Genomic DNA, 19599 nt, shown 5'->3' with positions numbered 1-19599 from the left:
CCAGCCCGGCGGCACGGCGAAGGGCCCCGTCCGATGTACGGACGGGGCCCTTCTGCCGTTCTACCGTGTGTGGCGAAGCGAGGTGATCAGTGGTGGCCGTGGCCGCTCGTGATCTCCTTGTACTCCTCGGTTGTCGGCTTGGCGATCTGACTGTCCTCGCCGTAGTACGACTTACTGAGCTTGGCGCGCAGCTTCTCCGCGCCCTTCACCTTGCGCTCGACACCGTTCTCGTCGACCGTCGCGCCGATCATGGCCGGCTCGTACTGCTCGTGCGCGGTGAGCGTGTGCAGGGCCTCCTGGCTGAGCGGCTCGTGCACCTCGATGAACTCACCGTGCGGCAGGCGCTTGATGATGCCCGACTCGCGGCCGTGCAGCACCTTGTCCCTGTCGCGGCGCTGGAGGCCGAGGCAGATCCGCTTCGTGGCGATGAACGCGAGAACCGGGGCGACGAAGAACGCCACCCGTACGAACCAGGTGATCGCGTTGATCGACAGGTGGAAGTGCGTGGCCCAGAGGTCGTTTCCACCACCGATCAGCAGCACCATGTACCAGGTGATCCACCCGACGCCGAAGGCCGTACGCGTCGGCGCGTTGCGCGGGCGGTCCAGGATGTGGTGCTCGCGCTTGTCGCCGGTGACCCAGGACTCGACGAACGGGTAGACCGCGATCGCGACCAGGACCAGCGGGAAGATGATCAGCGGGATGAACACGCCCAGGACGAGCGTGTGACCCCAGAAGTTGATCTCCCAGCCGGGCATGACACGGATCAGACCCTCGGAGAAGCCCATGTACCAGTCGGGCTGGGCGCCGGTCGACACCTGGTCCGGACGGTAGGGGCCCATGGCCCAGATCGGGTTGATCGAGGCGATGGCCGAGATGAACGCGATGACACCGAAGACCAGGAAGAAGAAGCCTCCGGCCTTGGCCATGTAGACCGGCAGCAGCGGCATGCCGACGACGTTGTTGTTCGTCTTTCCGGGGCCCGCGAACTGCGTGTGCTTGTGGTAGAAGACCAGGATCAGGTGCGCCACCATCAGGCCGAGCATGATGCCCGGCAGCAGCAGTACGTGGATCGAGTAGAACCGGGCCACGAAGTCGCCGCCGGGGAACTCGCCGCCGAACAGGAAGAACGACAGGTACGTGCCCACGACCGGCACGGACAGGACCGCGCCCTCCATGAAGCGCACACCGGTGCCGGAGAGCAGGTCGTCCGGGAGCGAGTAGCCGGTGAACCCGGTGAACATGCCCAGGACGAACAGCAGGAACCCGAACAGCCAGTTGACCTCACGGGGCTTGCGGAACGCACCCGTGAAGAACACGCGCATCATGTGCACGAACATGCCGGCGAGGAAGATCAGCGCCGCCCAGTGGTGGATCTGCCGGATCAGCAGACCACCGCGCACATCGAACGAGATGTGCATGGTCGAGTTGAACGCCTCGGACATCAGCTGGCCCTGCAGCGGGATGTAGCTGCCGTGGTACTCCACCTCGTTCATCGACGGGTGGAAGAACAGCGTCAGGTACACACCCGTGAGGATGATGATGATGAAGCTGTACATGCAGACTTCGCCGAGCATGAACGACCAGTGGTCGGGGAAGATCTTGCGCATGTTGGCCTTGGCCAGGCCGTAGATCCCCAGCCGGCCGTCGGCCCAGTCGGCGACCCGCTCACCGGCGGGCGCCTTCTCGCGCGACGAACGCGTGTCCGTTTTTGCCGTAGTACTCATCCGCGCTCCCAGAAGGCAGGACCGACGGGCTCGGAGAAGTCGCCGAGCGCCTCAAGGTAGCCCTCGTCGTTCACGCCGATGCGCAGCTGCGGCAGGGCGTGACCGGCGGGGCCGAAGATCACCCGGGCGCCGTCGGAGAGGTCGAAGGTTGACTGGTGGCAGGGGCAGAGCACGTGGTGCGTCTGCTGCTCGTACAGGGAGATCGGACAACCGACGTGGGTGCAGATCTTCGAGTACGCCACGATGCCCTCGTGGGACCACTCGAGCTCGCGCTTGTCCTTGATGTTGTCCGGCTGGATGCGGACGATCATCAGGGCGGCCTTGGCGATCTCGGTCTGGAACTCGTGGTCGTCCTCCTCCAGGCCCTCGGGCTTGGCGAAGGTGAGCGAACCGACCGCGATGTCCGAGGCACGGAGCGGCTCGTTCGTGTTCATGTTGACAAGCAGTTTGCCCTTGGACCACAGGGTGTGGCGCAGCTTCGTGCCGGGCAGCGTGCCGAGGTCGCGCAGCAGCATGACGCCGGAGAGCGGGAACAGGGCCAGCGCACCGAACATCGTGTTGCGGACCAGCTTGCGCCGGCCGATCGCGGACTCCTTGGCGCCCTGCCTGAAGTCGGCCAGGACCTGAGCCTTGACCTCGGGCGGCGCCGCGATCTCGTGGCGCTCGGCGATGAGCTCCTCGTCGGACATCAGGGTGCGGGCCCAGTGGACCGCGCCCGCGCCGATCAGGAAGAGCGCCAGGCCGAGGGACACACCCAGCGCGAAGTTCAGCGCGCTGAGGTGCCCGATCGGGAAGACGTAGATCGCCTTGTCGGCCGGGATCGCCACGTACGAGGCGATGAAGGCGACGGTGGCCACCATCGACAGCGTGAACAGGAAGGCGACAGCGCGCTCGGACCGCTTGGCGGCCCGCTCGTCGATGTCCTGGACGCGGTGTTCGTGGGGCGGCAGCCCCGGGTCCGCGAACGGGTTCCTCTCGTCCGCGACACCGGCGACGCCGTGCTCGTTCTCCTGCTCAGCGGGCAGGTTCTCTTCTGGAATGTCTTGGCTACTCATGACTTCTTGGCCTTTGCGGTCCGAGCGGCGACCCAAACGGCGACCGCGATGAGCGCTCCGAGGCCGAAGATCCAGGCGAACAGGCCTTCACTGACCGGTCCGAGACCGCCCAGGCCGAGGCCGCCGGGCTCCACGGTGTCCTCGCCGTTGACCGCGTCGAGGTACGCGATGATGTCCTTCTTGTTCTTCTCCGACAGCGTCGCGTCGGGGAAGGACGGCATGTTCTGCGGGCCGGTCTGCATGGCCTCGTAGATGTGCTTCGGGTCGACACCCTCAAGGTCCGGGGCGAACTTGCCGTGCGTGAGCGCACCGCCCTTGCCGGTGAAGTTGTGGCACTGGGCGCAGTTGGTGCGGAAGAGCTCGCCGCCCTTGGCGATGTCCGCGCCGTCGGGGCCGTACTGCTCCTCGGTCGGCACGGTCGGACCGGCGCCGAGCGACGCGATGTACGTCGCGAGCTGGTCGATCTGGGCCTGCGAGTAGATGTTCTTCTTCTTCGGGATCTGCGCGCCCGCCGAGGTCGCGGCCGGCATACGCCCGGTCGCCACCTGGAAGTCGACCGCAGCGGCGCCCACGCCCACCAGGCTCGGGCCGTCGGAGGACCCCTTGCCGCCGGTGCCGTGGCAGCTGGCGCAGCCCACGGAGTACAGCCTCTGCCCCTCCGTGATGGTGAGGGACTGGGCGGTTTCATCGGCCTTCGCCTGGCCCGTAGGCGCGACAGCGGAGTACAGCCCCCCGATGGCCGCCAGCGCGATGAGTAGGACGACGACCGCCGCCATCGGATGGCGTCGTCGTGCGGAGAGCTTTTTCACGGATTACCCCGGTGTCAGGATCTTCAGCGTCGAGTCTTCTGGAGGTGTCGGGCGGGCCCGATGTGAGGATCGGGCGGGCCCGGCTACTTGATCATGTAGATCGTGGCGAAGAGCCCGATCCAGACGACGTCGACGAAGTGCCAGTAGTAGGACACGACGATCGCGGCGGTCGCCTGCTCATGGGTGAACCTTCGCGCCGCGTACGTCCTGCCGAGGACGAACAGGAACGCGATCAGACCACCCGTCACGTGCATGCCGTGGAAGCCGGTGGTCAGGTAGAACACCGAGCCGTACGGGTCGGAGGAGAGCGAGAGCCCGTCCTTCTTGACCAGCTCGGTGTACTCGAAGACCTGACCGCCGATGAAGATCGCACCCATGACAAAGGTGACGATGAACCACATCCGGAGCTTCTTCACGTCACCGCGCTCGGCGGCGAACACGCCGAGCTGGCAGGTGAGGGAAGAGAGCACCAGGATCGTGGTGTTGGCCGCGGAGAACGGGAAGTTCAGGCTTGACGCCATCTCCTTCCAGTGATCCGGACCGGTCACCGATCGCAGGGTGAAGTACATCGCGAAGAGGGCCGCGAAGAACATCAGCTCGGAACTCAGCCAGATGATGGTTCCGACGCTGGTGAGGTTCGGCCGGTTGACCGACGGGTGCGCGTGCCCGGTTTCTACTGTCGTTGCTGTCGCCACGACCGACATTATGTCGGTCGCTTATCCCGCCCTCACGCCGGGGGGTGCCGTTCGGGGTGTCTGTGGGGTGTGTCCAGCCCGTATGGCCCATCGGACGGCTGTCCGAGCGGGGTTCAGACAGGGGGTCCGAAGGAGTAGCATCCGGCCCAACGGACCCGGTCCGTCTGTCCGTACGACGCTGATGTCTCGGAGGAACAATGCAGCCGACCGCCACGGTGCTGGTCTACAGCGACGACTCCAACACCCGCGAGCAGGTGCGGTTGGCGACGGGGCGACGACCCGCTCCGGACCTTCCCGTCGTCGAGTTCCTCGAGTGCGCGACGCCCGCCGCTGTCCTGAAGGAACTGGACAAGGGCGGGATCGACGTCTGTGTGCTGGACGGGGAGGCCGCACCCATGGGCGGCATGGGGATGTGCCGGCAGATCAAGGACGAGGTTTTCGCGTGTCCGCCGGTGCTGTTGCTGATCGGGCGGCCGCAGGACGCGTGGCTGGCGACGTGGAGTCGGGCCGACGCGGCGGTCACCTTGCCGGTGGATCCGGTGGAGTTCGCGTCGGCGTTGGCCTCTTTGCTGCGGGTTAAAAGGGCCTTGAGCGCCTAGTGGGTCTGGGGCGCGGGTTGTGTTCGGCGGGTGCGGGGCCGCTGTGGCTTGTCGCGCAGTTCCCCGCGCCCCTTAGGTGGGACCCGCCCCCTCGTCAGATGCTCTCCGGGGTCAGGCGCACCTGGTTGGCTGGATTTGAGCCCTCTGTGGAAGTGACTGCGAGGGCGCTGCCGCCCTGCCACTTCTTCCAGTTCAGGTTCCAGTCGCCGAAGCCGTTGCCGAAGGTTTCCATGGTGTCGCCGTAGGAGTTGACGACCTTGACGACGTCGCCTTCCCGGACGTTGTCGTAGAACCACTCGGCGTTGGCGGTGCTCATGCCGGTGCAGCCGTGGCTGACGTTGTCGGAGCCCTGGGAGCCCACGGACCAGGGGGCGGCGTGGACGTACTCGCCGCTCCAGGTCACCCGGGTGGCGTAGTAGACCGGCAGGTCGTACGAGTCGGCACTGCCCTCGGCTATGCCGATGCTGGTGCCGCGCATCTGTACGAAGTACTCCTTGCCGAGTACGACCTTGACGCCGTTGCGGGTCTCGAAGCCGGGCTTGCCCGTGGTGACCGGGATGGTGTTGATCACCTTGTCGTTCTTGTAGACGGTCATCTCGTGGGACGACGCGTCCGTGACGGCGATGACCCGGTCGCCGGTGGTGAACGTCAGGGGCTTGGCCCTGCCGCCCCAGAGACGGTCGGCGACCTTGATGCCGGGCAGGTTGCTGTGCACCTGGACGGTGGCCCGGGCGGGCCAGTACTCCTTGGGCCGGTAGTGGAGTTCCTTGTCGTCCACCCAGTGCCACGCGCCCTCGGTGGTGGGGGTCGAGTCCACCTTGAGGGCGCGCTCGACTATCGCGCGCTGCGCCTTTCCCCGTACGGGTTCGCTGAGTTCGGCCGTCACCGGCTGGCCCACGCCGTAGGTGCCCTTCTGCGGGCCGAAGGTGACGTTCAGGCGCTTCTTGGTGGTCGGCCTGCTGGTGTCGAAGGTGCGGGTCTCGCGGCCGGGCGCGCCGTCCTCGTCCTCCGTGCTCACCCGGACCGTGTAGCGGGCGCCTGCGGCCAGGGGGGAGGTGCTGTGCCAGCGGGTGCCGTCGGCGGAGAGTTCGCCGGCCACGTAGCGTCCGGACGCGTCGACGGCCGTGACGTCCGTGATGCGGTCGTCCGAGTCGTCGGAGGTGACCTCCAGGGGCTTGTCCGGGTCGGCCTGCTTGCCGTCGCCGACAGAGCCTCCGAAGGAGATCCGCTCAGCCGCGTCGTACGGCTTCGCCGAGAGGGGATGGCCGTCGGAGCCGCAGGCGCTGGTGGACGCGCCCAGGGCGGCCACCAGGAGGGCGCAGCTGACGACCGTACGGTTACGCGATGAGTGCCTCATGCCCTCACGCTAAGAAGGTGAGTCGGCCTCGGCGCGGCGGGTGATCCGTGCGAGGGAACGAGGGTGTGGCAAATGAGGGAGCCCGGACACTCCTGACGGAGTGTCCGGGCTCCCCTGAGCACTGAGCGTGTTACTGGGTGCGGTTCTCACCGCGGTAGTACTCGAAGACCCAGCCCCACAGGCCGATCAGGAGGATCGGCGCCGCGAAGAACGCCAGCCACCAGCCGATGGCGACGCTCAGGAACAGGAACGCGCCACCGATGCCCAGCGCGAGCGGCTGCCAGCTGTGCGGGCTGAAGAACCCGACCTCGCCGGCGTCGTCCGCGACGTCCGCGTCCTTGTTGTCCTGGGCGCCCACGTCGACCCGCCGGGCCGTGAAGGCCAGGTAGTAGCCGACCATGATGCACAGGCCGAAGGCCAGGAAGAGCGCCGTGGTGCCCGCCGGCTCCTTCGACCACACGCCGTAGACGATCGCCACGGCGAGGACGAAGACGGCGAGCCAGATGAACATCTTGCCCTGGACCTTCACTTGCCCGCCTCCTTGCCGCCGGCAAGAGCCTTCTCGCCGTGCCCGGCGTTCTCCAGCTGGTCCAGCGCTGCGATCTCGGGGTGGTGCAGGTCGAACGCCGGGGATTCACTGCGGATCCGCGGCAGGGTGAGGAAGTTGTGGCGCGGGGGCGGGCAGGACGTGGCCCACTCCAGCGAACGGCCGTAGCCCCACGGGTCGTCGACCTCGACCTTCTCGCCGTACTTCGCGGTCTTCCACACGTTGTAGAGGAACGGCAGCACGGACAGACCGAGCAGGAACGAACTGATCGTCGAGATCGTGTTCAGCGCGGTGAAACCGTCCGCCGCGAGGTAGTCCGCGTACCGGCGCGGCATACCCTCGGCGCCCAGCCAGTGCTGGACGAGGAAGGTGCCGTGGAAGCCGATGAACAGGGTCCAGAACGTGATCTTGCCGAGGCGTTCGTCGAGCATCTTGCCGGTCATCTTCGGCCACCAGAAGTGGAAGCCGGAGAACATCGCGAACACGACCGTCCCGAACACGACGTAGTGGAAGTGCGCCACCACGAAGTAGGAGTCCGAGACGTGGAAGTCCATCGGCGGCGACGCCAGGATGACACCGGTCAGACCACCGAAGGTGAAGGTGATCAGGAAGCCGGTGGCCCAGAGCATCGGGGTCTCGAAACTCAGCGACCCCTTCCACATGGTGCCGATCCAGTTGAAGAACTTCACGCCTGTCGGTACGGCGATGAGGAACGTCATGAAGGAGAAGAACGGCAGGAGCACTCCGCCGGTGACGTACATGTGGTGGGCCCACACGGTCACGGACAGGCCCGCGATGGAGATGGTCGCGGCGACCAGACCCATGTAGCCGAACATCGGCTTGCGGGAGAAGACGGGGATGACCTCGCTGATGATGCCGAAGAACGGCAGCGCGATGATGTACACCTCCGGATGCCCGAAGAACCAGAACAGGTGCTGCCACAGCAGGGCACCACCGTTGGCGGCATCGAAGATGTGTGCGCCGAATTTCCGATCCGCCTCCAGCGCGAAGAGCGCGGCGGCGAGGACGGGGAAGGCCAGCAGAACCAGGACCGCGGTCAGCAGCACGTTCCACACGAAGATCGGCATGCGGAACATGGTCATGCCGGGGGCGCGCATGCAGATGATGGTGGTGATGAAGTTGACCGCGCCGAGGATGGTGCCGAAGCCGGAGAAGGCCAGGCCCATGATCCACAGGTCGGCGCCGATGCCCGGCGAGCGGACCGCGTCCGACAGCGGGCTGTAGGCGAACCAGCCGAAGTCGGCCGCGCCCGAGGGCGTGAGGAAACCGCCGACCGCGATCGTCGAGCCGAACAGGTACAGCCAGTAGGCGAACATGTTCAGCCGCGGGAACGCGACGTCGGGCGCGCCGATCTGCAGCGGCATGATCCAGTTGGTGAAACCGGCGAACAGCGGCGTCGCGAACATCAGCAGCATGATCGTGCCGTGCATCGTGAACGCCTGGTTGAACTGCTCGTTCGACATGAGCTGCAGACCCGGCCGGGCCAGCTCGGCGCGCATGAACAGCGCCATCACGCCACCGATGCAGAAGAACGCGAACGACGTCACCAGATACAGCGTGCCGATCGTCTTGTGGTCGGTGGTGGTGAGCCACTTGATGACCACGTTGCCGGGCTGCTTGCGCCGTACCGGCAGCTCGTTCTCGTACGAGTCCTCAGCCGCGACGGCATCCTGGGGTTCGTTGGTGGTGCTCACAGGTTCGTCGTCTCCCGGTTCTTCTCGTGGATCGTCTGCGCGATGCCGGCGGGAATGTAACCGGTCTGCCCCTTCTTCGCGAGGTCCTTGAGGTGCTGCTCGTAGCGCTCGGGGGAGACGACCTTCACGTTGAACAGCATCCGGGAGTGGTCGACGCCGCAGAGCTCCGCACACTTGCCCAGGAAGGTGCCCTCCTTGTTGGGGGTCACCTGGAAGGCGTTGGTGTGGCCCGGGATGACGTCCTGCTTCATCAGGAACGGCACCACCCAGAAGGAGTGGATGACGTCACGCGAGGTGAGGACGAAGCGGACCGTCTTGCCCTTGGGGAGCCAGAGGGTCGGGCCGGGGTTGCCGGTCTGCGGGTTCTTCATACCGGGCGTGCCGACGTCGTAGACGCCGCCGGCGTTGGCCGGGAAGTCCTTCTTGAACCGGTCCGGGATGGCGGCCAGGTTCTCGTCGGTGTCCGCGTTTCCGGTGGAACCGTCGACGTTCTCGATGTAGTTGAAGCCCCAGCTCCACTGGAAGCCCACCACGTTGACCGTGAGGTCGGGCTTCTTGGAGGTGTCGAGGAGCTTCGACTCGTCACGTGCCGTGAAGTAGAAGAGCACTGAGACGATGATCAGCGGAACCACGGTGTACAGCGCCTCGATGGGCATGTTGTACCGGGTCTGCGGAGGTACTTCGACCTTGGTGCGGCTGCGCCGGTGGAACATGGCGCTCCACAGGATCAGACCCCAGACCAGCACGCCGGTGGCGAGCGCGGCTGCCCAGGATCCCTGCCACAGGGAGAGGATCCGCGGAGCCTCTTCCGTGGTCGGGGTGGGCATACCAAGGCGGGGGAAGTCCTTGTATGTGCAACCGGTCGCGGTCGCCAGGACCAGGCCCGCAGTCAATGCCTGCAGCAGCTTCCGCCGCAACGGGCGCCGCGGCGTGGGGGTACCGCCCGCGCCCCCCAGGGCGTGGGGGAGGTCGGAGCCGTTGGGACTCACGTAGCGCCTTCCCGAGAGTCTCGCCCGCGCGGATCGGCTGCGGCCTGCCTTCTCGGGGTCGGTCGCCGCCCTGCGTCGGGCAGGGGTTTGGATGTTTATGCGGACCAAACCCTACTGGACGCAATTTGGGGTCGCGCGGGGAGGGTCCCCAACGCGCCGGGGGTCACCCCGAAGGGGTCTGACGGGGGGTCGGGCGCCTGATGGGGTGGGGGGTTCCTGTTGTTCGGCGAGTGCGGGTCCGCTGTGGTTGATCGCGCAGTTCCCCGCGCCCCTCAGGTGGGACCGCGTGCCCCTTGTCGAGGACTTAGCGTTGGGGCGTGTCCTACTTCGATGCCGCATCCGCTGCTCCCCTCCACCCCGTTGCCCGGCAGGCTCTGCTGGCGTCTCTCGATGAGGGGTGGGCCGATCCCGCACGTCTGTACAGGGAGGGGCGGCGGGCTCGGATGCTGCTGGATGCCGCTCGGGAGGCCGCCGCCGAGGGGGTGGGATGTCGTCCTGATGAGCTGACCTTCACTTCGTCCGGTACACGGGCCGTGCACACCGGTATGGCAGGTGCTCTCGCGGGTCGTCGTCGCGTCGGACGTCACCTGATCGTGTCAGCGGTCGAACACTCTTCGGTGCTCCATTCGGCGGAGGAGTGGGAGGCGGCGGGCGGCGAGGTGACGACCGTGGCGGTGGACCGCGCCGGTGCCGTGGCCGTAGAGGCGTACGAGGCCGCCGTACGGCCCGACACGGCGCTGGCATGTCTCCAGTCGGCCAACCACGAGGTGGGGACCGAGCAGCCGGTGGCGGAGGTGGCCGAGGCGTGCCGGGCGGCCGGGGTGCCGTTGCTGGTGGACGCGGCGCAGTCGTTGGGGTGGGAGGCGGTCGCGGGGTCCTGGTCGCTGCTGGCGGCGAGTGCCCACAAGTGGGGTGGGCCTTCCGGGGTAGGGCTGCTCGCCGTGCGAAAGGGGGTGCGGTTCGCGGTCCAAGGGCCGGTGGACGAGCGGGAGTCGGGGCGGGCGGCCGGGTTCGAGAACCTTCCGGCGATCGTCGCGGCGGCTGCCTCGTTGCGCGCGGTACGGGCCGAGGCGGCCCAGGAGGCGGTACGGCTGCGGGAGCTGACGGAGCGGATCCGGGCGCGGGTGCCGCAGCTGGTGACGGACGTGGAGGTGGTCGGCGATCCGGTGCGGCGGCTGCCCGGTGTCGTCACCTTCTCCTGTCTCTATGTCGACGGGGAGACACTGCTGCATGAGCTGGACCGTGCCGGTTTCTCCGTCTCCTCCGGCTCGTCCTGTACGAGCAGCACGTTGACGCCGAGCCATGTGCTGAGGGCGATGGGCGTGCTGAGTGAGGGAAACGTGAGGGTGTCGTTGCCGGTCGGGACCCCGGCCGGGGAGGTGGACCGGTTCCTGTCCGTCCTGCCGGGCGCGGTGGCGGTCGTACGGGAGAAGCTGGGCGCGCCGCTTCCGGTGCCGGCGGCTGCCGTCAGCGGCAGCGACCGGTACGGGGACCCGCTCGTTGTCGACGCCCTCGGCAGGCGCTGCCCGATCCCGGTGATCGAGCTGGCGAAGGTGATCGGCGATGTCCCGGTGGGCGCCACGGTCCGGGTCCTCTCGGACGACGAGGCGGCGCGGCTGGACATTCCGGCGTGGTGCGAGATGCGGGGGCAGGAGTACGTGGGTGAGGAACCGGCAGAAAAGGGAACGGCATACCTGATCCGCCGGTTGAGCTGACCGGCCTTTCTTCAGGGGCGCGGGGCTGTATCGATTTGCGGCTACCGCCGCGTGTGCGCGACAAGCCCCCACGCACCCGCACCCGGCACTCAGCCCAGATGCGCCTGAACCTCCGCCGCAGCCTCATCCCCGTACGCCTTGGCGAACCGCCCCATGAAGTGAGCCCGCTGCAGCTGATACTCCTGCGTACCCACCGTCTCGATGACAAGGGTCGCCAGCATGCAGCCGACCTGCGCCGCCCGCTCCAGCGAGACCCCCCACGCCAGTCCCGACAGGAACCCCGCGCGGAACGCGTCGCCGACGCCCGTGGGCTCGACCTTGGCATCCTCGTCCGGGCAGCCGACCTCGATCGGCTCCTCGCCGACGCGCTCGATGCGTACGCCCTTGGCGCCGAGGGTGGTCACCCGGGTGCCGACCTTGGCGAGGATCTCGGCATCGGTCCAGCCGGTCTTCGACTCGATGAGGCCCTTCTCGTACTCGTTCGAGAAGAGGTACGCGGCGCCTTCCAGCAGGACCTTGATGTCGTCGCCGCCCATGCGGGCGATCTGCTGGGAGAAGTCGGCGGCGAACGGGATGGAGCGGGTGCGGCACTCCTCGGTGTGGCGGAGCATCGCCTCCGGGTCGTCCGCGCCGATCGAGACCAGGTCGAGGCCGCCGACGCGGTCGGCGACGGTCTTCAGCTCGATCAGCCGGGCCTCACTCATGGCGCCGGTGTAGAAGGAGCCGATCTGGTTGTGGTCGGCGTCGTTGGTGCACACGAAACGGGCGGTGTGCAGCGTCTCGGAGATCCGCACCGATTCGGTGTCCACGCCGTGGCGGTCCAGCCAGGCGCGGTACTCGTCGAAGTCGGAGCCCGCGGCCCCGACCAGGATCGGCCTGGTGCCGAGCTGGCCCATGCCGAAGGCGATGTTCGCACCCACGCCACCCCGGCGTACGTCGAGGTTGTCGACCAGGAAGGAGAGCGAGACCGTGTGCAACTGGTCCGCGACGAGTTGGTCGGCGAAACGGCCGGGGAAGGTCATGAGGTGGTCGGTGGCGATGGAGCCGGTGACTGCGATACGCACGACGGGGACACTCTCCTGCGAGGGGAGGGGGGATTGACAGTTCACGCTACCCGGTCGGCCCGTGCTCGTTGAAGCGGCAAAACTACCCGATAGTAGATCTTTCTCGCCGGGTATCCGGTGCATACGGTTCCGTTATGACGAACTTCAAGGTCCACCAGGCTCTTCAGGTCCAGCAAGTGCACTCGGGACCGGGTGCCGCCCCGCACGACCTCGAAGGGGATCTGGCCTCCCTGCGCGGCGACTGCGCCCGGATGGCGCCGCACTGGGCGGCCCCGGACCGGATCACCACCCTGCCCGTCTCCCCGTCCCGCATCCACGGCGTGACGGTCCCGCCCGCCTCGGCGCGACTGGTGGACGCGATGCCCGAGTACGGCGACTAGACCCGGCCCGGTCGACGGCCCGCGACCGGCGGCACCCCGCCGACCAGCGCTCGAAGGGAACCGTGCGCTCCCCCGCTGCGTCCCATCGCTGTCCCCCGTAAAGAGGACGCGGTGTACGACCCATCGGTACCTGTCGGTGACAGGGCCCGGCGGTCGGGACAGCCGGGACAGCTGGGAGCCCAAGGAGCGATGCGGTGAACACCGAGCGACCCGATCACGACGACGCCGACGACAAGACCGACGACAGGGCTGACGACAAGGCCACCGAGGCCGAAGCGGACGTCACCACCGAGGCCACGCCGGAGGAGAGCGACGCGGAGCGCCCGTCCCGGCGCCGGTCCCCGGTGCTCGTCGCCTCGGTGGCCGCCGCGGTCCTGCTCGTCGGGGGCGGCGGGGCGTACCTCACCGCCGGTCTGACCGGCGGCTCGGGCGACGACGGCCGTACGGACAAGTCGGCGCCCGGCGGCGACAGCACCACTCCCCCGCCGCTGGCCCTCGACGGCTACACAGAGGGCGGCACGGGTGACACGGGTGACACCGGCGGTACGAACGGCATCGCGCCGGGTGAGCCCGACCCGAACGGGGTGACCTACCGGGCGGACGGCGCGCTGCCCGCCGGGCCCGCCTCGGCGCCGGTGTACACGATGACGAAGAACGGCGAGGACACGATCACGGCCGCCGAGGTGACCCGGCTGGCCAAGGCGCTCGGCGTCGAGGGGAAGCCGGTGACGGAGGCCGACAGCTGGCTGGTCGGCACGGCAAAGGACGGGACGGGCCCGTTCCTGCGGGTGAACAAGCAGGCGCCGGGGACCTGGTCCTTCAGCCGGTACCTTGCCGGGGGCTCCGACAACTGCAAGAGCACGACCGTGTGCGCGCAGAACTCCGGCACCGCGGCCAAGGGGACGACCGTCGATCCGGTGAGCGAGGCGGTGGCGAAGAAGGCCGTGGCGCCGGTCCTGAAGGCGGTCGGCCAGGACGACGCGAAGCTGGACGCGAGCCAACTGACGGGCACCCAGCGGGTGGTGAACGCCGACCCGGTGGTCGGCGGACTGCCCACCTACGGCTGGACGACCGGCCTCCAGGTCAGCGCGCAGGGCGAAGTGGTGAGCGGCAGCGGCCAGTTGGCGACGCCGGTGAAGAGCGACACGTACCCGGTGATCAGCGCCAAGGCGACGCTGGCCCTCCTGAACGAGCCGGGGGCCGACGCGACTCCCGAACACCGCATGGGCATCGGGGGCTGCGCCAGCCCCGTACCGCTGAAGGACCGCCTGGAGGCGCCGTGCGGGACCACCACCACGACGACGACGGGGCAGAAGGAGTCGCTCACCGTCGACAAGGCGGTGTTCGGGCTGGCCTCGCACTCCGTGTCCGGTCAGCCGGCGCTGGTGCCGTCGTGGCTGTTCGAGGTACGGGCGCAGGGTGCCGCCAAGGGCTTCACGGTGACGTATCCGGCGGTCGACCCCCGGTATCTGGCCGGGGACGCGACCAGTGCGGAGCCGTCCCCGACGGCCACGCCGACCGCGCCGGGCGACGAGCCGACGTCCGGGGCGACGACGCACGACATGGAGATCGAGGGCTACACGGTCTCCGGCGACGGCAAGGAGCTCACCTTGGGCTTCTGGGGCGGGGTGTGCAGCAAGTACTCGGCGTCGGCGAGCGAGGACGGGGACAACGGTGAGCGGGTGACGGTGACCGCGACCTCGACGACCAAGAAGGGCACGGTCTGCATCGCGCTCGCCAAGGCGACGTACAAGACGGTGCGACTGGACGAGCCGCTGGGCGACCGGAAGGTCGTGGGGGCGGACGGGGAGAAAATCCCCAAGGGCGACTTCGTCAACAAGTAATCCGCCGGGCCCCTGTTGGGCTGCCCTGGTACGCGTGAAGGCGGCGCCCCCGTCGGAGGGGGGCGCCGCCTTCACGTAACGGCCTTGTGGCCTGGTGACCCTACGGCCTAGCTGAAGGAGTCACCGCAGGCGCAGGAGCCCGTCGCGTTCGGGTTGTCGATCGTGAAGCCCTGCTTCTCGATGGTGTCGACGAAGTCGATGGAGGCGCCGCCGAGGTAGGGAGCGCTCATACGGTCGGTGACGACCTTGACGCCGTCGAAGTCCTTGAGAACGTCACCGTCGAGGGAACGCTCGTCGAAGAACAGCTGGTAGCGCAGACCCGAGCAACCGCCGGGCTGGACCGCGACACGCAGGGCGAGGTCCTCGCGGCCTTCCTGGTCGAGCAGGGCCTTGACCTTCGCCGCGGCGGCGTCGGACAGGATGATGCCGTCGGTGACGGTGCTGGTCTCGTCCGATACGGACATCTACATCTCTCCCGGGTTGTACGGAGACTTCTGCCGACGAGTGCAACCGGCGGGGCCGCGGATTCATTCCGGGCCGAGAGCCTGTTGTTTCCGTCCGGCAATTTCGTCTGACTTTTCCGTCTGACTCTTCGTTCTCCTCTCCATGCTCGCACACGCGCAGAAGCGCGAACAGCGACCCGTGGACAGGCTCCGGTCGGGGTCCGGTCGGGCTCCGGGATTCATGTCACATCGACGCTATGAACCTCGTCAAAGTGACGTGAAGGGGTTACGATAGATAACGTCAATTCGACGAAAAGGCTTGAACGGTAGAACAGAAAGGGTGCGTGTCGTGACCACCGCCCAGACCCAGGACCTCGACGTACAGCCGACGCCCCTCGCCCTGCTGCTCCTCGGCCGTGAGGCCGACCCGCGGAGCGAGCGTGGCGTGGAGTGCCCCGGTGACCTGCCCTCCCCCTCCGACCCGAACCTGGTGGCGCGTGCCCGCGCGGCCAAGGAGAAGCTCGGCGACAGGGTCTTCGTCCTCGGCCATCACTACCAGCGCGACGAGGTCATCCAGTTCGCCGATGTCACGGGCGACTCCTTCAAGCTGGCCCGGGACGCGGCGGCGCGTCCGGAGGCGGAGTACATCGTGTTCTGCGGTGTGCACTTCATGGCGGAGTCGGCGGACATCCTGACCGGCGACGACCAGAAGGTGGTCCTGCCCGACCTGGCCGCCGGCTGCTCGATGGCGGACATGGCGACGGCCGAACAGGTGGCCGAGTGCTGGGACGTCCTGACGGAGGCCGGGGTGGCCGACCAGGTCGTGCCCGTCTCCTACATGAACTCCTCGGCGGACATCAAGGCGTTCACGGGGAAGCACGGCGGCACGATCTGTACGTCGTCCAATGCCGAACGCGCCCTCGAATGGGCCTTCGAGCAGGGCGAGAAGGTCCTGTTCCTGCCGGACCAGCACCTGGGCCGCAACACGGCGGTACGGGAGATGGGCATGTCGCTCGACGACTGCGTCCTCTACAACCCGCACAAGCCGAACGGCGGCCTGACCACGGAGCAGCTGCGCAACGCGAAGATGATCCTGTGGCGCGGCCACTGCTCGGTGCACGGCCGCTTCAGCCTGGACTCGGTGAACGACGTCCGGGAACGGATCCCCGGCGTGAACGTCCTGGTCCACCCGGAGTGCAAGCACGAGGTGGTGGAGGCGGCGGACTACGTCGGCTCGACCGAGTACATCATCAAGGCGCTGGAGGCGGCCCCGGCCGGCTCCAAGTGGGCCATCGGCACGGAACTGAACCTGGTACGCCGCCTGGCGAACCGTTTCGCACCCGAGGGCAAGGAGATCGTCTTCCTCGACAAGACGGTCTGCTTCTGCTCGACGATGAACCGCATCGACCTCCCCCACCTGGTCTGGACCCTGGAGTCCCTGGCCGAGGGCAAGCTGGTGAACCAGATCTCGGTGGAGAGGGAGACGGAGACGTTCGCGAAGCTGGCGCTTGAGCGGATGCTGGCGCTGCCGTAGGCAGTGCCCCTCCCTCCCACCCGTGTCCATTCAGGTGCGCTGCCGTTCTTAGGGATGTACATCTTAGATGTGCATCCCTAAGAACGAGGTGACGGACCGTGCCGCGACCGCCCCACCGCAACATCCCCAAGCCATCACAGATCTTCGAACGTGACTGGGAGTGGAGCGAGCTGACCGCGTTCGCCTCCAACGAGGAACCCGGACCACGCCTCGCGGTCGTGTCCGGGCGTCGCCGCCAGGGGAAGAGCTTCCTGCTCGAAGCCCTCACCAAGGAAACCGACGGCTTCTACTTCGCCGCGGTCGAGGGCACACGGGCCGAAGCACTGATGCTGCTCAGCAAGGAGATCGCACGCTTCACCGATGCTCCCGTGCCACCCCGCCCCCAGGACTGGACCGAAGCCCTGGAACTGCTCTTCGACCTGGCCGCACAGCGCCCCGTCCCGATCGTCATCGACGAGTTCCCCTATTTGGTCCGGGGCGACGCCTCCCTCCCATCCCGCCTCCAGCGGGCCATCGGGGTGCGCGCGGGCCGTCATCTGCGCCGTCACCCCCGCATCCTCCTGTGCGGCAGCGCGATGTCGTTCATGGGCGGGCTGCTGTCCGGTACGTCACCGCTGTACGGCCGTGCGGGACTCGACCTCGTCGTGCACTCCCTCGGCTACCGGGAAGCAGCCAGGTTCTGGGACATCACCGACCCGAGACTCGCGGTCCTCACCCACTCCGTGGTCGGCGGAACCCCTGCCTACCGACGGGAGTTCGTGGACGACGACGCACCGACAGGGCTGGACGACTTCGACAACTGGGTCTGCCGTACGGCCCTGAACCCGGCCCGTCCGCTGTACGGCGAGGCGGAGTTCCTGCTGGCCGCCGAACCGGACGTACGTGATCGCGCGCTCTACCACTCCGTCCTCGCGGCGGTCGCGGCCGGCAACCACACCAGCGGTGGCATCGCGAGCGCCGTGGGCCGCAAGGCGACGGACATCTCCCAGCCGCTGACGGTGCTCAAGCGCTGCGGACTGCTGACCGTGGAACCGGACGCCTTCCGCGGCAACCGCAGTGCGTACCGCATCGCCGAACCGCTGATCACGTTCCACCACGCGGTGGTACGTCCCAACCAGGCCCGCCTGACCCGCCGCCACAACGCCGCGCCGGCCTGGGCGCTGTCCAGGGACACGTTCCTGAGCAAGGTCGTCGGCCCCCATTTCGAGCACCTGTGCCGTGAGTGGGTCTCCTGGCACGCCGAACCCGACACCTTCGGCGGTCTGCCCATCGACGTCACCTCGGGAACCGTCCCCGACCCGGCCGCGCGCACCTCCCACGAGGTCGACGTCGTCGTACGCGGCGCCGTCGGCCAGGACCACGGCATCCTGCTCTCGGTCGGCGAAGCGAAGTGGAACAAGGTGATGAACGTCGGCCACCTCGAACGGCTCCGCCACATCATCGGACTACTGGCGGCACGAGGCATCGACACGAGCTATGCCCGGCCCGCCTGTTACAGCGGCGTCGGATTCTCGGCGGACCTGCGGGCGGCGGCGGAACGGGGTGACGTTGTCCTCGTCGACCTGAAGCGGCTGTACAGCGGGTCATAAGGAGCTTGAGGGCGTACGTACTTTCCTTACGAACTCGACCATCCACATATCGGCGACCGCACTGCGTCACTACCCTGGTCGCCTCACAGTGCGTGCACAAACGGGGGCAACATGGCGACGCAGCGCGAACACGTCGGCGATCTGGTGGTCGTGGTTCCGGGCATTCTGGGCAGCCGGTTGGCCGATGCGGAAGGGAAGGAGGTCTGGGGCCTCTCGGGCGGTGCGCTACTACGAGGCATCCGGACCTTCGGAAAGTCGGTCACCGGACTGACGCTCCCCACCGACATCGGCGACGGGCACCCGGGCGACGGCGTACGTCCCGTCGGGCTGATGCCCGACCTGCACGCCCTGCCCGGCACCGGACCGCTGGTCGACGGTTACAGCGACTTGGTGGAGTGGCTGGAACGACACTTCACCCTGAGCCGACGCTTGCCGGAGGACGATCCATCCACTCCCGCGAACCTGATCGAGTTCGCGTACGACTGGCGGCTCTCCTGCCGCTACAACGCCGCCCGCCTCGCCGAACGAGTCAGTGAGGAACTTGGCCGCTGGCGCGCGTCGGCTCCGGAACGCGCCGACGCCAAAGCCGTCTTCATCTGCCACTCCATGGGCGGACTGATCACCCGGCAGTACGTCGAGCAGTGCGGCGGGGCCGAGGTCACCCGGCGTGTCATCACCCTGGGGACGCCGTACCGGGGCTCCCTGGACGCGCTGCTGACTCTGGTCAACGGCATGCGCCCCGGGTTCGGGCCCGTCCGGCTGGACCTCACCCGCTTCGCGCGCAGCCTCCCCTCTCTGCATCAACTGACGCCGGACTACGCGTGCTTGCGGGGCGTACCCGGCCACACCGAACTCCGGTACGCGCGTGAGGTGACGGGCCTGCCCGGGGTCGACGAGGCGTTGTTGAAGGACGCGGGGCTGTTCCATGAGGCGCTGCGGGAGGCTCGCACGGGCACCGCGTACGGGGTGGAGTTCACGCCGGTGAGCGGTGTGCTGCAACCGACTCCGACGACGGCCGACCTCGACGGTGCGGGCACGTTGACGGAGCTGCTCACGATCGACGGCGCCGACGAGGGCGGCGACGGACGGGTGCCTCGGCTGTCCAGCGCACAGATCGGCAGGGGCGAGGCCGCGTTCACGCCCTGGGAACAGCACGGGTCCCTGCAGAACAACACCGGTGTGCGGTGGGCACTTTGGGGCTGGCTGGCGGGTGCGGCACCCGTGCACCGAGGGCCGGCGGAGGAGGCGGGGGCCGCGCCGCTCGGCGTCGCCGTCCCGGACTCGGTGGTTGAGGGCGAGGCGTGCGAGGTTGCCGTCACGGTGCCTGAACGGGTCCCGGGGTACGAGGAGTTGGCCGTCACGATGCGTGTGGAGGGCGATGGTCCGGATCGGACTCTGCGGAATCTGGGCGGTGGGCGGTACGTGGCGGTGCTGGGCGGGTTGGCGGCGGGGGCGCATCGGGTGCGGGTGAGTGCGCGGAGCGCGCCTGAGGTGGCGGTGACGGGGTTGGTGTTGGTGGCGGAGAGGGATGTCTGAG

Annotated in this window: 17 protein-coding genes; 7 read left to right on the top strand and 10 right to left on the bottom strand. The window is 68.0% G+C overall.

Translation table 11 applies throughout. The annotated features are described in order from the left end of the window. Window positions 1–86: 86 nt before the first annotated feature. From G3I71_RS13795 to G3I71_RS13780, 4 genes are all read right to left on the bottom strand, one after another. Window positions 87–1727 (bottom strand): cytochrome bc complex cytochrome b subunit, encoded by a 1641-nt coding sequence (locus tag G3I71_RS13795; RefSeq protein WP_164314480.1) that lies wholly within the window; start codon window positions 1725–1727, stop codon window positions 87–89. Continuing rightward, entirely contained in the window at window positions 1724–2782 is a 1059-nt protein-coding gene (locus G3I71_RS13790; protein ID WP_164314478.1) for a ubiquinol-cytochrome c reductase iron-sulfur subunit, read from the bottom strand. The genes G3I71_RS13795 and G3I71_RS13790 overlap by 4 nt, the downstream gene beginning before the upstream one ends. Further along, a complete protein-coding gene (locus G3I71_RS13785) occupies window positions 2779–3591 on the bottom strand; it encodes a c-type cytochrome (protein WP_164314477.1) in 813 nt (270 codons plus the stop codon). The genes G3I71_RS13790 and G3I71_RS13785 overlap by 4 nt, the downstream gene beginning before the upstream one ends. 83 nt (window positions 3592–3674) lie before the next feature. Continuing rightward, the gene (locus tag G3I71_RS13780) at window positions 3675–4295 is read right to left on the bottom strand and encodes a heme-copper oxidase subunit III (protein WP_053743868.1); all 621 of its coding nucleotides are present in this window, start codon (window positions 4293–4295) and stop codon (window positions 3675–3677) included. A gap of 188 nt (window positions 4296–4483) precedes the next feature. Between G3I71_RS13780 and G3I71_RS13775 the strand changes: the two genes are divergently transcribed. Further along, on the top strand, window positions 4484–4885 hold the full coding sequence (locus G3I71_RS13775) for a hypothetical protein (protein ID WP_164314475.1): 402 nt from the start codon (window positions 4484–4486) through the stop codon (window positions 4883–4885). A gap of 94 nt (window positions 4886–4979) precedes the next feature. Here G3I71_RS13775 and G3I71_RS13770 read toward each other — a convergent pair whose 3' ends face one another. From G3I71_RS13770 to coxB, 4 genes are all read right to left on the bottom strand, one after another. Continuing rightward, window positions 4980–6242 carry an Ig-like domain-containing protein gene (locus G3I71_RS13770; protein WP_164314473.1) on the bottom strand — a complete coding sequence of 421 codons (1263 nt, stop codon included), beginning with the start codon at window positions 6240–6242 and terminating at the stop codon, window positions 4980–4982. 130 nt (window positions 6243–6372) lie between these two features. After that, complete coding sequence (locus G3I71_RS13765; protein WP_164314472.1) at window positions 6373–6771, bottom strand: cytochrome c oxidase subunit 4; 399 nt, start codon at window positions 6769–6771, stop codon at window positions 6373–6375. Then, complete coding sequence (ctaD, locus tag G3I71_RS13760) at window positions 6768–8504, bottom strand: cytochrome c oxidase subunit I (protein WP_164314470.1); 1737 nt, start codon at window positions 8502–8504, stop codon at window positions 6768–6770. The genes G3I71_RS13765 and ctaD overlap by 4 nt, the downstream gene beginning before the upstream one ends. After that, complete coding sequence (coxB, locus tag G3I71_RS13755) at window positions 8501–9493, bottom strand: cytochrome c oxidase subunit II (protein WP_343242954.1); 993 nt, start codon at window positions 9491–9493, stop codon at window positions 8501–8503. Before coxB ends, ctaD begins: the two co-directional genes overlap by 4 nt. 317 nt (window positions 9494–9810) lie before the next feature. On the opposite strand from coxB, the gene G3I71_RS13750 reads away from it, so the two are divergent. Beyond that, complete coding sequence (locus tag G3I71_RS13750) at window positions 9811–11208, top strand: cysteine desulfurase/sulfurtransferase TusA family protein (protein ID WP_164314469.1); 1398 nt, start codon at window positions 9811–9813, stop codon at window positions 11206–11208. A gap of 89 nt (window positions 11209–11297) precedes the next feature. On the opposite strand, the gene G3I71_RS13745 is transcribed toward G3I71_RS13750, so the two are convergent. After that, window positions 11298–12272 (bottom strand): carbohydrate kinase family protein, encoded by a 975-nt coding sequence (locus G3I71_RS13745; protein WP_164314467.1) that lies wholly within the window; start codon window positions 12270–12272, stop codon window positions 11298–11300. A gap of 134 nt (window positions 12273–12406) precedes the next feature. Between G3I71_RS13745 and G3I71_RS13740 the strand changes: the two genes are divergently transcribed. Together G3I71_RS13740 and G3I71_RS13735 are read left to right on the top strand one after the other, a co-directional pair. Continuing rightward, window positions 12407–12652, top strand: a complete 246-nt coding sequence (locus tag G3I71_RS13740) for a hypothetical protein (protein WP_164314465.1) — start codon at window positions 12407–12409, stop codon at window positions 12650–12652. A gap of 194 nt (window positions 12653–12846) precedes the next feature. Beyond that, window positions 12847–14496: a hypothetical protein gene (locus G3I71_RS13735; protein ID WP_164314463.1), complete on the top strand. Its 1650-nt coding sequence runs from the start codon at window positions 12847–12849 to the stop codon at window positions 14494–14496. Between the two features lie 107 nt (window positions 14497–14603). Here G3I71_RS13735 and G3I71_RS13730 read toward each other — a convergent pair whose 3' ends face one another. Then, window positions 14604–14960, bottom strand: coding sequence for an iron-sulfur cluster assembly accessory protein (locus G3I71_RS13730; protein WP_006380335.1), 357 nt, complete (start codon window positions 14958–14960; stop codon window positions 14604–14606). A 328-nt stretch (window positions 14961–15288) separates the two neighbouring features. On the opposite strand from G3I71_RS13730, the gene nadA reads away from it, so the two are divergent. From nadA to G3I71_RS13715, 3 genes are all read left to right on the top strand, one after another. Then, entirely contained in the window at window positions 15289–16473 is a 1185-nt protein-coding gene (gene nadA / locus G3I71_RS13725; protein ID WP_164314461.1) for a quinolinate synthase NadA, read from the top strand. A gap of 98 nt (window positions 16474–16571) precedes the next feature. Beyond that, window positions 16572–18062, top strand: coding sequence for an ATP-binding protein (locus G3I71_RS13720; RefSeq protein ID WP_343242953.1), 1491 nt, complete (start codon window positions 16572–16574; stop codon window positions 18060–18062). A gap of 111 nt (window positions 18063–18173) precedes the next feature. After that, window positions 18174–19598, top strand: a complete 1425-nt coding sequence (locus G3I71_RS13715; protein WP_164314459.1) for a hypothetical protein — start codon at window positions 18174–18176, stop codon at window positions 19596–19598. The last annotated feature ends 1 nt before the right edge of the window (window position 19599 follow it).

Origin of the sequence: Streptomyces sp. SID12501 (assembly GCF_010550245.1) — a bacterium.
In the GTDB taxonomy this organism is placed as follows: Bacteria; Actinomycetota; Actinomycetes; order Streptomycetales; family Streptomycetaceae; genus Streptomyces.
This window is presented reverse-complemented; position numbering and strand designations above follow the sequence as displayed.